Origin of the sequence: Citrobacter pasteurii (assembly GCF_019047765.1) — a bacterium.
GTDB classification, from domain to species: Bacteria; Pseudomonadota; Gammaproteobacteria; order Enterobacterales; family Enterobacteriaceae; genus Citrobacter; species Citrobacter pasteurii.
Genome location: NZ_CP077262.1, coordinates 4,756,587 through 4,770,144, shown reverse-complemented (window position 1 = coordinate 4,770,144; position 13,558 = coordinate 4,756,587). Strand labels below are relative to the sequence as shown.

The window sequence follows — 13,558 nt, the reverse complement described above, 5'->3', positions numbered from 1 at the left end:
GCGCAGCGCCATCAGGCAGGTTAAATCAGTTCTTTTTCACAAACTCAGATTTCAGCTTCATTGGGCCAAAGCCATCAATTTTGCAATCGATGTTGTGGTCGCCTTCAACCAGACGAATGTTTTTTACTTTGGTTCCGATCTTCAGCATGGAAGAGCTACCTTTTACCTTCAGATCTTTTACTACGGTAACGCTGTCGCCATCGGCGAGCAGGTTGCCGTTAGCATCTTTAACGATCAGTTCGTCGCTGTCCTGAGCGGGTTCAGCGTCGTTCCATTCGTGAGCGCATTCCGGGCAGATGAACATGCCGTTATCTTCGTAAGTGTATTCGGAGTTGCATTGTGGGCAGTGTGGTAATGACATGTGGATTTCCTCAAAAGTCAGCAGGGGCAAAAGCGCCCAAAATTGGCAGATTGCCGAAAAAGGCCGCAATTATACATAAAATCCCTGCTTTTGTCGGGGCTACAGGCCAATTATGCCCAACTATCTGTTGTAGCGTCAGGTTGCTTTCACGTCTATGAAAACCAGAAGGAATATTTTTTAAGGGAAATTGCTACGTTTAGTTATTTAAGATAAGGTGAGGCGAAACACCCGATATTCATAGGTAGCATGGCTTACAGACTAGCTAAGTCATTGTGAGTGAATACTTTGCGATCCCCTTAAATTTGGTAGGGGAATTAAGCTGGCATTTTTTAAAACTGAACTACTCTGTTTATCTTTCTTACTTAACATAGTAAGTGAGAGGCATCAGGCCAGCAGTCATACGATAAATTTTATTTTAATAATATCAGCTGGTTGTTTTAATTTTAATTATTTCCACACGTAATTATAAAAGCCGAAGATCTATAAATAAAACGATTTGGCTAAATAAAAGTAATGCTATTTGCGTTAAGGAAAGATTTTCCATGTACACACAGACAATTTATGAATTAAGTCAGGAAGCTGAACGCTTACTGATGCTCTCTCTTGAACATCTCAGGCAATTGCAGAAATTGCCAATGACCTCGGCGAATGATGTCATGCTGAAAAAAGGAGAGCATAGCGGACAGGTTGTTCAGCCCCTGCATTTCAGCGCGCGTGGCATGGATGTCCAGCAGGCAACGCTTAACAATGAACTGCGAAAGATTACCCGTCTGGAAATGGTTCTGGCGATCGTCGGTACGATGAAGGCGGGAAAGTCGACAACGATTAACGCGATTGTCGGAACTGAGGTTTTACCTAATCGTAATCGACCGATGACGGCGTTACCAACCCTTATCCGCCATACACCGGGACAGAAAGAGCCGGTGCTGCATTTTTTGCATGTCGCGCCAATTGACGCCTTAATGAAAATATTACAGCAGCGCGTGCGGGGATGCGATCGTCAGCGTCTGGCTCAGACGCTGGAAATAGATAAGGATATGAATGCCCTGCTCCAACATATTGAAAACGGCGTGGCATTTGAACGGTATTACCTTGGCGCACAGCCTATTTTCTATTTTCTCAAGAGCCTGAACGATCTGGTGCGTTTATCTAAAGCGCTGGAGGTGGAGTTTCCGTTTGCCGCCTATGCTGCAATTGAGCATATTCCGGTTATTGAGGTTGAGTTCGTGCATCTGGCCGGGCTGGCAAGTTATCCGGGACAATTGACGCTGCTGGATACTCCCGGGCCGAATGAGGCCGGGCAGCCACACTTACAGCAAATGCTCAATGAACAGCTGGCGCGGGCTTCCGCGGTACTGGCGGTGATGGATTATACCCAACTGAAGTCGATTTCGGATGAGGAAGTCCGTCAGGCCATTATGGCGGTTGGCAAGTCAGTACCGCTGTATGCACTGGTTAACAAATTCGATCAGAAAGACCGCAACAGCGATGATGAAGAGCAGGTGCGGGCGTTAATTTCCGGCACGTTGATGAAAGGCGGTATTACGCCTGAACGTATTTATCCGGTCTCCTCAATGTGGGGATATCTGGCCAACAGGGCACGTCATGAACTCGTGAATAATGGGCGCTTGCCGGATCATCAGGAGCAGCGCTGGGTCCAGGACTTTGCCGAAGCGGCACTCGGCAGGCGCTGGCGTACCACCGATCTTGATGATAAAGAACATATTCGTCATGCCGCCGATCTGCTTTGGGAAGACTCACTGTTTGAACAACCGATTCAGAAAGTGATCCATGCAGCCTACGCCAATGCCTCACTGTATGCGCTCCGCTCGGCATCGCACAAGCTATTGAACTATTCGCAAAGCGCACACGAGTATCTGGAGTTTCGCGCCCACGGCTTAACCGTAGCCTATGAGCAGTTACAGATGAACATCGCGCATATTGAAGATGACATGCAACAGTTGCAGAAAAGCCAGGCGCGGGTGGGCGACGAGGTCAGTCACGAAGTTGAGCTGGCGCTGGAGGCTGCTGCCGGCTATCTCAATCAGCAGCAGACCGAGATTCTGTACAGTATCAACTCGTTCTTTGTGAAAGAAAACGTGCTGATGATGTCACAACATGGCATGGGCGCTGCCATTACGACGGCGGAAATGGCCGGTGATATGCTGGTGTTGCATGACGAGGGGCAAGCGAAAATTGTGTTAGATAAAATTCGCTCCTCCTGTGAGGTTGTCCTGCTGGCGGCGCAGGAGAGTATCAGCCGGGACCTGGCGCTGCGTTTTGAGGCGCTTGAATCGACGTTATCCCGGGCGCTGAATGACGCTATGCGGCCTATTGAGCAGCGGGTGAAAGACGATCTGAATCATGCCGGATTTCGGGCGCGGATCCGTTTTCCAGCCTTTCATGCGGCGATGTTTAATTTCAATACCCGTCAGTTGTTTAACGAGGCTATTGAACAGGATATCCCTGCTGATAATGCCCCGTCCACCGGCGGTGTTGTGCGTGATACGTTCTCACGTTGGCTGAATCAACCCAACTGGGGATGGAATGATTACGTCGAAACAAAAACGCGTTACCTCATTGATATGGGCGCGTTGAACAAGAATCTTGTCCATTACGTCACTCAGTTTTGCCAACAAATTCGTAAAGCTTTAGTTGCTCAGGTCGATATTTCCGTTACGGCAGGCATGGCCACGTTTTTTGCTGATTTTTCACTGTGTCTGACGCAATTGCAGGCGAGCCTGCGCGAGAGTCTGACCCTGCGCCAGCAAAATGAATCGGCGGTGAATGCAATGAATGAACAATTGCAGCATCGTATTACGACGGCGGCATGGATTTATGAAGATTCCCGCTTGCTGCGTGACGATATCCACACCCTTTTTGCAACCGAGCATACATGACTAACGTGTTACTGGAAGGCCCAGGGCGGACGCTGGAGTGCGTCTACCCGAAGTTTATGGTCGATCTGGTTCAGGGAGATGAAACCAAACGTTCCGGCGGTTTTCTGCAGCAGCAGCAGCGGTTGCGTGCGCGCCTGACGCAGGAAGTGTTATCCCAGACGCAGCTGCGGGCGTGGGTGATGGCGGGGGTATCCAGCGAACACCTGGTGATGCGGCTTAAGCTGGTGGAAAAGCTGGCGGGCACTATCGATCCTGGCCATCTGGCGCTGGTACGTATTGCCGAGCGACTGGTGCTCTTACAACAAACTGAGCAGCCACGCGGACAATCAACTCCCGGCGTGATGCAGCAATTAATTTCACTGGCTGACGTGTTTGCCCAACGTAGCGCATATAAAGAGAAAGCGCTGACGCAACGTGGGCTGACCGTGCAGGCAGGCGAACACAGTGAACAGATTTTTACTCGCTGGCGGGCTGGCGCGTATGACGGCTGGTCATTACCCGGACGCTGCTTTGTGGCGCTGGAGGAACTGCGCTGGGGCGCCTTTGGTGATGCCTGTCGGCTGGCGAATGCCGATGTTGTGTCGATGCTAAAAGACAATTTACGCACGATGGCTGCCCAGACACTGGCACATAGCGTGAATGCGGCACCTACTACGCGCCATTATTATCATCAATGGCTGAGTTCACCTGCAGTTGGGGGGGCGAGCGAACATAACGATCTGCTGAGTTGGCTGGGTGACTGGTGCGATGCACAGCGCCATCCGGTGAGCTGGTCGGTGACGCAGCGTTGGCAGAATGTGGCGTTGGGGATGCCGAGACTGTGTTCGGCGAAGCGGCTGGTTGATGCGATGGTTGAGGAGATTTTCGCACCGCCCCAGCTCATCAGTTGAGCAGAGGCGGTGAGTGAGGCAAAGGCAGGCTTAGTGGTGCAGTGAGTCTGCCTGGGTCGCCGTCGTTTCGTTGGCGACCTGATTTTTATTAAAACGTTTGGCATACAACGCGGTGATAATCGGCACCAGAATGGCGGTGACAATCACGCTGGCAGCGACCAGAGCAGTTGCCGAAGCAGCAACCGGTTCAAATGCCGGGTTAATCTGGGCGATAATCACCGGGTTTGCCACCGCAGCGCCTGCGGCAGAAGAGGCGGCTACGCCCGCCGTACCGTTTCCGCCACCAATGACGCGGTCAGCAATAATCAGCGGGATACCGGTGATGATGATAACCGCGACACCCAGCAGAATGCCCAGCAGACCGGTATCAACGATGACACTCAGGTTAATCGTGTTGCCCAGCGCGAAACCGAAGAACGGAATCAGCACCGGTGTCGCTTTGCTAAAGAAGGCACGCAGGTCGTGATCCAGGTTACCCAACGCAAAACCAATCAGGAACGGTAATACCGCACCGACAAAATGGTGTGGCTCGAAAGAGGCCAGACCGGCAGAGCCCAGAATGACCATGGTCATTAACGGACCGGATTCCAGAGACATCAACACAAATGCGCCAGACTCTTCTTTCGTACCGTACTGGTTCATCAGGCTGGCGTACAAACCCCCGTTGGTCATGTCCATTGCTGAGACAATTGCCAGTACGGAAAGACCGGCAAAGAACCCGGTTTGAATGCCTGTATCAGGAATAAATGAAGCGGCAATCATTGCCACTACCCATGCCACGGCTATTTTGGTTAATACCAGCGTGCCGGATTTGCGTAATACCGTACCGGTTGCTCGCAAATCAATTGATGCACCGATACAAAAAAACCATACCGCCAGAATCGGAACTGTTCCGCTGATCATACCTTTGGTAAATGAACCGAAATACGCGCCCGTATCGGGAGCTAACGTATTTAACACTGCGCCTAATAACAGAGGAATCAACATCATTCCGCCGGGGATGCGTTCAATCGTGGCTTTAATTTTCATAAACGTCCTCATGTCTTGTCGCAGGTTATAAACGCGCAAGAAAGTAAAAATTATTTAAATTCAAAAGGTTACTTTTGAGTTTTAACAGAGAAAACGGCTATCTCTTTGTTTTATAAAATCTAACGCGGCATACGTTGAGCGTGTTGCTGCTCCCAGGGATATTGCGTCTGGAATTAGTTTGCATTCACAGGAACGTTGATTCAATCAAAATAAAACGATGTTTTAGTTATCTTCATCACATATTCTGAGCAAAGATCATTACAGGTTCCGATTATTAAAAGACCTGTGATCTTTTTGTGAAAGGATTAGGTGATTTTTTTGCTAGCAGAATAATAGTGACTGCTGTGATTGTTGATGGTGCCAGGCGATTTATTCTTGTATTTAATTGTCAGTAAATCGCAAGCATTACATGTAAAAAAGCTGACTAAAAGCGACCTGATTTACGCAGGTTGACGAAATGAAAAACTATGTGTGAAGTTGATCACACATTTAAACACTGTTAGGGTAAAGAGGTCATTAACCGCCCAATCAGGCGTCAACAGGTTCGGTTGTACTGCTCATTTTCAGTCAGTGTAAGTAAACCTGCTACGCTTGTTACAGGGATTGCGTCTGTGCAATCCCCGCTCGGCGATGACCTTAGCGCATATGGCGTTGGGAGACTCGATCTGTAGCGCGACAGGGCTAAGTCTATGAGGACTGGTATGCTAAAAAGGAAAAAAATAAAGCCAATTACGCTTCGCGACGTCACCATTATTGATGACGGAAAACTGCGAAAAGCCATTACCGCCGCGTCACTTGGTAATGCAATGGAGTGGTTTGATTTTGGTGTTTATGGGTTTGTTGCTTACGCATTAGGTAAAGTGTTCTTCCCGGGGGCTGACCCCAGCGTGCAGATGGTTGCTGCGCTCGCTACCTTCTCCGTTCCCTTTCTGATTCGACCGCTTGGCGGGTTGTTCTTCGGTATGCTCGGCGATAAATACGGTCGCCAAAAGATCCTGGCTATCACGATTGTGATTATGTCGATCAGTACCTTCTGTATTGGGTTGATCCCTTCGTATGCGTCTATTGGTATCTGGGCACCGATCCTGCTGTTGCTGTGTAAGATGGCACAGGGCTTTTCGGTCGGCGGGGAGTATACCGGCGCGTCGATTTTTGTCGCAGAGTATTCCCCGGACCGTAAGCGCGGATTTATGGGCAGTTGGCTGGACTTCGGTTCGATTGCCGGGTTTGTGCTGGGTGCGGGCGTGGTGGTTCTGATCTCAACTGTCGTCGGCGAAGATAACTTCCTTGAGTGGGGCTGGCGTATTCCGTTCTTCCTGGCGCTACCGTTAGGGCTGATTGGCCTGTACCTGCGTCATGCGCTGGAAGAGACGCCGGCGTTCCAGCAGCACGTAGATAAACTGGAGCAGGGCGATCGTCAGGGGCTGCAGGAAGGACCGAAGATTTCGTTTAAAGAAATTGCGACTAAACACTGGCGTAGCCTGCTGGCGTGCATCGGTCTGGTGATTGCGACCAACGTCACCTACTACATGCTGCTCACCTATATGCCGAGCTACCTGTCGCATAACCTGCACTACTCTGAAGATCACGGTGTGCTGATTATTATCGCCATTATGATTGGTATGCTGTTTGTGCAGCCGATTATGGGGCTGCTGAGTGACCGCTTCGGACGCCGTCCGTTTGTGATTATGGGCAGCATTGCGCTGTTTGTGCTGGCCATTCCGGCATTTATCCTGATTAACAGTAACGTCATCGGCCTGATTTTCGCCGGGTTGCTGATGCTGGCGGTGATCCTTAACTGCTTCACCGGGGTGATGGCGTCAACGTTACCCGCGATGTTCCCGACACATATTCGCTACAGTGCGCTGGCCGCCGCGTTTAACATCTCGGTACTGGTTGCAGGCCTGACGCCGACGCTGGCCGCATGGCTGGTGGAAAGCTCGCAGAACCTGATGATGCCTGCTTACTATCTGATGGTGATTGCGGTAGTGGGTTTAATTACCGGCGTGACCATGAAAGAAACCGCCAATCAGCCGCTGAAAGGGGCGACACCTGCGGCTTCGGATATTCAGGAAGCGAAAGAGATCCTTGGTGAGCACTACGACAATATTGAGCAGAAAATCGAAGACATCGATCAGGAAATTGCCGAGCTACAGGTTAAGCGTACGCGCCTGGTGCAGCAGCATCCGCGTATTGATGAGTAATCGTGTCATTGCCTGATGGCGCGAGCTTTTAGGCCTACGGGTAGCATTGTGCTTTGTAGGCCGGATAAGGCGTCAGCCGCCATCCGGCGCGTGGCCTTAAGGTTGGCTTAATATCCTTCAGGCAAACTCTCCTCCATAGTATCGGAGGAGAGTGTCATGAAAACCCGTATTTATGAAAGTTTGACCACCGTTTGCAGCGTACTGATTGTGAGCAGCTTTTTGTATGTGTGGGTGAGCTCTTACTGATCTTTCTCCAGCACCACCCAGGCGCGAGTGCCACTGGCTCCTGGGCGGTTTTGCAAAAAGAACTGCCCGTGATGTAACTGGGTAATTCGACTGACAATGCTCAGCCCCAGCCCAATCCCGCCAAAACGGCTATCCATACGCACAAATGCTTTGCTCAGTTCCCCACATTTACTTTCATCAATGCCTGGCCCTTCATCCTCAACGGCCAGAATTGCATTTTGTTCCACGTTAAGGTTAATCGTAATGTTGGTACCTTCCGGGCTGTAACGGTGGGCGTTTTCTACCAGATTTCGCAACAGCATCCGCAATAGAGTGGCGTCGCCGCGTACGATGACATCCTCTGTGCTTGCCGGCAGGAGCAACGTTTGTTGCCGCTGATCCAGCATGGCGCTGAGCTCATCGTAGGAGGGCAGTATGACGTCCTCCAGCAGTTTGACATGCTGGTAATTTCCGGCCGAAAACGACTGACCCACACGGGCGAGTTGCAACAGCTGCGACACGCTGTCCATCATTTGGTCGAGACGGGTGATGAGCGGCGTAACGTCAACATTGTGGGTTTTTGACAGCAATTCCAGATGCAGACGAACGCCGGATAGTGGCGTTCGTAGCTCATGGGCAACGTCGGCAGTAAACAGCCGCTCGTTGTCGATAGTGGTTGTTAGCCGCGTAACCAACTGATTGAGCGCCGTCACTACCGCCTGTATCTCAATGGTGGAGCTACGGATATTAATGGGAGCCAGATTATCCGCTGTGCGAGTTTCTAACTCCTGTTGGAGATCGGCAAGAGGACGGGTAATTCGTCGCACTGCCTGGTAGCAAATCAGCAGCGCCAGGCTGACCATAAAAATGCCGGGGACGATCAGGCTGGCGATAGCCTCACGGATCTCGTGCATGATATGGCGATCGTTGTTACGGTTTTCGCGTAACGCCTGTTCGAACAGCTGTATTTGCTCGGTGCTTTCATGCCACAACCAGAAGGTGCTAATCAGCTGGAAGACCAGCAGAATCAGGCCGATCGTCAGCATTAAACGCTGGCGAAGCGGGAGCGGTTGCTTTAGAAAACGCATCAAATTCACTTAGCTTTCCTCAGTAGCGGTCAGCATGTAGCCAAAACCTCGAACCGTGCGAATGCGTGATTTTCCCACTTTATCGCGCAGGTTATGGATGTGGACTTCCAGCGTATTGGTCGACGGCTCGTTATCCCAGCTGTAGATGTCGTTATACAGAATCTCCCGGTGTACCGGGCTCCCCGCTTTGAGCATCAGCCGCGACAATAGCGCGTACTCTTTTGGCGTTAAGACAATTTCTTGTCCATCCATCCACACCTGGCGGCGGCCGATATTCAATGTCAGGTTGCCAATGATAATCTCACTTTCACCCTGATTGTTATGCCGACGTAACAGCGCCCGAATGCGGGCATGCAGTTCTTCCAGCGCGAACGGTTTGACCAGATAGTCATCAGCGCCGACATCCAGCCCGGTGATGCGGTCTTTCACGGTGTCGCGGGCGGTCAGGATGAGTACCGGTACGGTGTATTTTTTCTGCCTGATGCGGGTCAGAAAATGCAGGCCATCCTCATCCGGTAAACCTAAATCCAGAACGACAAGACTGTAATGCCCCGTTTCCAGGCAATGCTCGGCGGCACGGGCCGTTGACACGCCATCGCAGGCGTAGCCCTCCGTTTGTGCGGCAAGTATCAGCCCCTGTAGTAACAGTGTATCGTCTTCAACAATCAGAATTTTCATTCGGTTAGCCTCCCTTGCATGGGTGCAGAATATCATCTGCTGACTGGTAATACTTGGTTTGTACGCCCGTTAATCCCAGCAGGGTTGAGAACAGATTATCCTGTGAGAAATCTTCTGAGCTGGCCCGTTTCTGCAAACATGTTTGAGAAATCTGGTAGCGTTGCTGATAATCTTCGGAGAGCCACAACAGCATCGGTACATGTTTTTGTGTGTCTGGCGCAATCGAATACGGTAGACCGTGCAAGTAGACGCCGTTTTCTCCTAAGGATTCACCGTGATCGGAAAGATAAACCAGGCTGGTGGTGAAATTGTTCTGATGCTCTTTCAGTATATTGATCGCTTTATCAACAATATAGTCAATGTACAGGATGGTATTGTCGTAGGTATTCACCAGTTGCTGCTGCGAACAGGTTTGAATTTCGTTGGTATCGCAGGTTGGGGTAAATTTCTTAAACTGTGGCGGATAACGGTTGTAATAGGTTGGGCCATGGCTGCCGATGGTGTGCAGCACGATCACGCCGTCGCCCTTCAGGTTATTAATGTACTCTTCCAGCCCGTGGAACAGGACTTCATCGTAGCATTCACCGTTAATACACTGTCCTGGTAAGTTCAGCGCAGTCATATCCTGATGCGGTACGCGGTCACAGGCACCTTTACAGCCGCCGTCGTTATCATTCCACAGAACGTTAATTCCCGCCCGCTGGATGATATCGAGTACGCCTTCCTGGTGGTGAGCCAGCTCTTCGTCGTAGTGCGCTCGTGGCATGTCGGAGAACATGCAGGGAACGGAAACGGCTGTCGCCGTACCGCAGGACGTTGTACGCGGGAAATAAACGACATCATCTTTTTCCAGCAACGGATTGGTCTGACGTGAATAACCTGACAGAGAGAAGTTGTCGCCGCGTGATGTTTCACCGAGCACCACAATAGTGAGGTTCTTACGTTTTCCTTTCACCATTTCTGGATTACGGTGCGCATCTTCGCCAATACGCACCAGCGGCAGGTTGGCCAGCCTCTGGTGTGAATACCAGGATGACGTTGCCACGATGCTGTTGGACGGGCTGAGGGACTTAACCAGCTCTTTGTTATTACGAAACAGCGATGCGTAATCTTTATAGAAGAAGGCGGCGACCAGCACGATAAGCAGTGCCGATATCAGGATATTCGCAGCGCGGTACAACACGCTGCGCAGCGCAGGCGTAATAGGTTTGATTCTTACCCAGCAGGCAACGATGGCGGCCAGAATGCCGCTCAGTCCCAGTGTCAGGAGCATTTGCGGCGTCATGAGGGCGAAGGTTTCAGCCGGTGTGGTATCCATCATGTTGGCGATCATCGAGCGGTCAATGATGATGCCGTAGGTCATAATGAAATACTGGGCGGACGCCCCGACCAAAATGAAAATGCACGCGACCAGGCGGTTAAGCCACAGGAAAGAGGCCAGCGTGAGCACGATATTCATGACGCTGAATGCGACAACCGGCATCGATAAGAACACCAGGATGTTGCGCAGGGAATCCAGCGGAAGGTCTTGCAGTACCTGTTTGTAGAACGCGATGTTCAGGAAGGTCGCAAGATAAAATGAGATCAGCAATAGCCAGCTGATTTGCCCGAGAGTCGGTCTTTTAAACAGGAGCTTTAACATTAAGGGGGTTCCATCGACTAAGTGGAGCGGATCCTCTCAAAGTAAAATTAAGCCAACATTAAGTTCTTAATGTTAGCAGGTACTGGTGGGGGGATGCGTAGGCCCGATGCGCTTATGTCATCGGGCAACGACGCTTACAGGCATTAATTATTGTTGGTCGGGGCATCCAGAGGATACGGGTTTTTATGGATCCGGTTGTAGTTGAGCGCATATAGTGCGGTGATTACCATCAACATCACGAACGACCACATCACTTCTTTGGCGCCAGAACCCACCACTGCCCAGATGCAGTAGACAAATGCCACGAAGGTCACCAGTAAGTACATCGGACGCGCTTTACCAAAGTGACCGTGACCCAGCAGCAGCAATGCCGCGCAGGTGTACAGATATGGCACCAGGGTGAAGATAACGGAGACCGAAGAGACCAGACCAAATTCTTTTGCGGCGTTTGGCGACATACTGCTGAACTGGAAGAGGGTCATCAGGATCCCGACGATGATTAGCCCGGCAACCGGTGTTCCCGCTTTGTTGACGCGGGCGAAAATCGGTGGGAACAGGCCGTCATCGGCTGCCGCTTTGGCAGTTTGTCCGGCAAGTAGCGTCCAACCGCCCAGAGAACCGAGGCACCCGGCAGCGGCACAGAAGGAGACAATTGCCCCGGCGGTGTCGCCCAGTGCCATTCGTGCAGCATCACCAAACGGTGAGGCTGACACCCGCAGTGCAGCGTTAGGGATCATACCCATAATCGCCGTGGTAGAGAGAACGTAGCAGACGGCGGCAATCAATACCCCGCCAATGGTGGCGATAGGGACGTTACGTTTCGGATTTTTAACCACACCGGCGGCGACGGAGGCGCTTTCAACCCCAATGAACGACCATAAGGTTACGTTTAAGGTGCTTTGGATGGCGCCGAAGGTATTCATGCCGCTGACGTTCCAGGCCGCCATATATGTTTCGCCGCGGAACCAGAACCAGCCGAAGACGGCAATACCAACAATGGGCACCAGCGCCAGTACTGTCGCAATGGCCTGCACGCGAGTGATCATTTTTGGACCGACAATATTCAGCAAGACGAAGACCCACAGTACCACGACACAGGTGAGCGTCAGAACCAACGGATCTTTTAAGATAGGGAAGAAGTAGCTCAGGTAACCCACGCCAATAACGACCATGGCGATGTTACCAATCCAGCAGGCCAACCAGTACAGCACGTTGGTCTGGTAGCCTAAAAAGGGACCGAAGCAGCGGCGCGCATAAGCGTAAGAACCACCGGGACTGGAGTCTAAGGACGACATTTTGGCGTACACCATCGACAGTGCCAGAGCACCGATAATAGTGACCAACCATCCGTAGATTGCAATCCCGCCAGTTGACGCCAGGTTTGCGGGTAGCAGGAATACACCGGAACCCATAATATTCCCCGACACCATAAGGGTGACGGGGATTAAGCCCACTTTGTGAGCATCAGCATCCGTCGACATATTTTTTAACTCCTGATAAGGATAAATGACGTCACATCATACCTCTTCAGAAGACTATTTTATGATGGTGGAACAGGGGTATCGCCAATGCTGATATTATTATGGCTCATCGCTAAATGATCAAAAATCAGGCAGCGGAGGGTTCCCGATGTTGACTGACATAATGCAGCGGCGTCATTCCATAGAACTCTTTGAATACGGAGATAAAGTATGAAGTACTGTTATATCCGCACAGCTGAGATACCTGTGAAATGTTTTTCCCGTCCATCATTAATTGATTAACGGCATAACGCATACGACACGTGGTTATTATTTGACTGTAACTTGTATTTTCATTTTTGAGCTTTTTCTTTAACAAACTGGGACTCAGACATAAGCAACTGGCGACCATGCTTAAATTCCAGTCTTTATGGATATCGCTCTCAATGATGTGGTAAACGCTGTCGCTGATGCGATTGCGTAACATATGCATAAGTAGGGAGATAAACTTTTTGCTGTCGAGAAAACGCGATAATACGGTGAACAGTAGCGAACGGGTACGCTCATTTTCGCCTTCGTTTTGCGTTTCCATCACGCTGTGTTGGGCGGCAATCCGAAAGACATCCGGCGTCAGGCAGACGGCGGTCATCACCGGATTGGCGCTACGTTGCCAGAGAGGGAACTGTGAAAGATCTTTATTTAAAAATCGTAGATAGTCTTTAATGACATCGCGACTGATATGTACGACCAGTGCATTATTAAGTGAAGAGAAGTCGATAATATTATTATCACACGCCACCAGAGCCATGTGGTTAGCTTTTAAACTGATGGCTTCTTTACCGTTAATCCTTAACCAAACATCTTTCTCCGTTAATACAACAACACAAGCTTCTTTGCTGCAAAGCCTCATACCCAAACTCCCGGAATATGAACATCAAATACCGTAACTCAGCACCTGCTGAGTAATCGCGGTTAAAAAATTGTATGATGAATCAAAACAAGCGATAAAATAGCGTGATTTTTAGTAATTACAATATCTGTAGGGATTCTTGGCATGTACATAATTTTTTACGCGAGTGGC

Annotated in this window: 11 protein-coding genes; 4 read left to right on the top strand and 7 right to left on the bottom strand. The window is 50.4% G+C overall.

The genetic code is table 11. The features are described 5' to 3' along the window. Positions 1 to 25 precede the first annotated feature (25 nt). Complete coding sequence (locus tag I6L54_RS22985) at positions 26 to 361, bottom strand: zinc ribbon domain-containing protein YjdM (RefSeq protein ID WP_003031835.1); 336 nt, start codon at positions 359 to 361, stop codon at positions 26 to 28. A gap of 542 nt (positions 362 to 903) precedes the next feature. On the opposite strand from I6L54_RS22985, the gene crfC reads away from it, so the two are divergent. Together crfC and I6L54_RS22975 are read left to right on the top strand one after the other, a co-directional pair. After that, complete coding sequence (gene crfC / locus I6L54_RS22980) at positions 904 to 3,261, top strand: clamp-binding protein CrfC (RefSeq protein ID WP_040234027.1); 2,358 nt, start codon at positions 904 to 906, stop codon at positions 3,259 to 3,261. Beyond that, positions 3,258 to 4,151 carry a diguanylate cyclase regulator RdcB family protein gene (locus I6L54_RS22975; protein ID WP_040234025.1) on the top strand — a complete coding sequence of 298 codons (894 nt, stop codon included), beginning with the start codon at positions 3,258 to 3,260 and terminating at the stop codon, positions 4,149 to 4,151. The genes crfC and I6L54_RS22975 overlap by 4 nt, the downstream gene beginning before the upstream one ends. A 30-nt stretch (positions 4,152 to 4,181) precedes the next feature. Here the strand turns inward: I6L54_RS22975 and kdgT are convergent, their stop codons facing one another. Beyond that, entirely contained in the window at positions 4,182 to 5,180 is a 999-nt protein-coding gene (gene kdgT, locus I6L54_RS22970; protein WP_005132500.1) for a 2-keto-3-deoxygluconate transporter, read from the bottom strand. Positions 5,181 to 5,881: 701 nt separating this feature from the next. On the opposite strand from kdgT, the gene proP reads away from it, so the two are divergent. Next, positions 5,882 to 7,384, top strand: a complete 1,503-nt coding sequence (proP, locus tag I6L54_RS22965) for a glycine betaine/L-proline transporter ProP (protein WP_040234023.1) — start codon at positions 5,882 to 5,884, stop codon at positions 7,382 to 7,384. Between the two features lie 156 nt (positions 7,385 to 7,540). After that, positions 7,541 to 7,630: an LpxT activity modulator PmrR gene (pmrR, locus tag I6L54_RS24655; RefSeq protein WP_003826741.1), complete on the top strand. Its 90-nt coding sequence runs from the start codon at positions 7,541 to 7,543 to the stop codon at positions 7,628 to 7,630. Here pmrR and pmrB read toward each other — a convergent pair. From pmrB to I6L54_RS22935, 5 genes are all read right to left on the bottom strand, one after another. Further along, positions 7,624 to 8,706 carry a two-component system sensor histidine kinase PmrB gene (gene pmrB, locus I6L54_RS22955; RefSeq protein ID WP_040234021.1) on the bottom strand — a complete coding sequence of 361 codons (1,083 nt, stop codon included), beginning with the start codon at positions 8,704 to 8,706 and terminating at the stop codon, positions 7,624 to 7,626. The genes pmrR and pmrB overlap by 7 nt on opposite strands. After that, positions 8,707 to 9,375, bottom strand: coding sequence for a two-component system response regulator PmrA (pmrA, locus tag I6L54_RS22950; RefSeq protein ID WP_005132497.1), 669 nt, complete (start codon positions 9,373 to 9,375; stop codon positions 8,707 to 8,709). A 4-nt stretch (positions 9,376 to 9,379) separates the two neighbouring features. Continuing rightward, positions 9,380 to 11,017 carry a phosphoethanolamine transferase EptA gene (gene eptA / locus I6L54_RS22945; protein ID WP_040234020.1) on the bottom strand — a complete coding sequence of 546 codons (1,638 nt, stop codon included), beginning with the start codon at positions 11,015 to 11,017 and terminating at the stop codon, positions 9,380 to 9,382. Between the two features lie 143 nt (positions 11,018 to 11,160). Further along, positions 11,161 to 12,498, bottom strand: coding sequence for an arginine/agmatine antiporter (adiC, locus tag I6L54_RS22940; protein ID WP_040234018.1), 1,338 nt, complete (start codon positions 12,496 to 12,498; stop codon positions 11,161 to 11,163). A 127-nt stretch (positions 12,499 to 12,625) separates the two neighbouring features. Next, a complete protein-coding gene (locus I6L54_RS22935) occupies positions 12,626 to 13,387 on the bottom strand; it encodes an AraC family transcriptional regulator (protein ID WP_040234017.1) in 762 nt (253 codons plus the stop codon). Positions 13,388 to 13,558 lie beyond the last annotated feature (171 nt).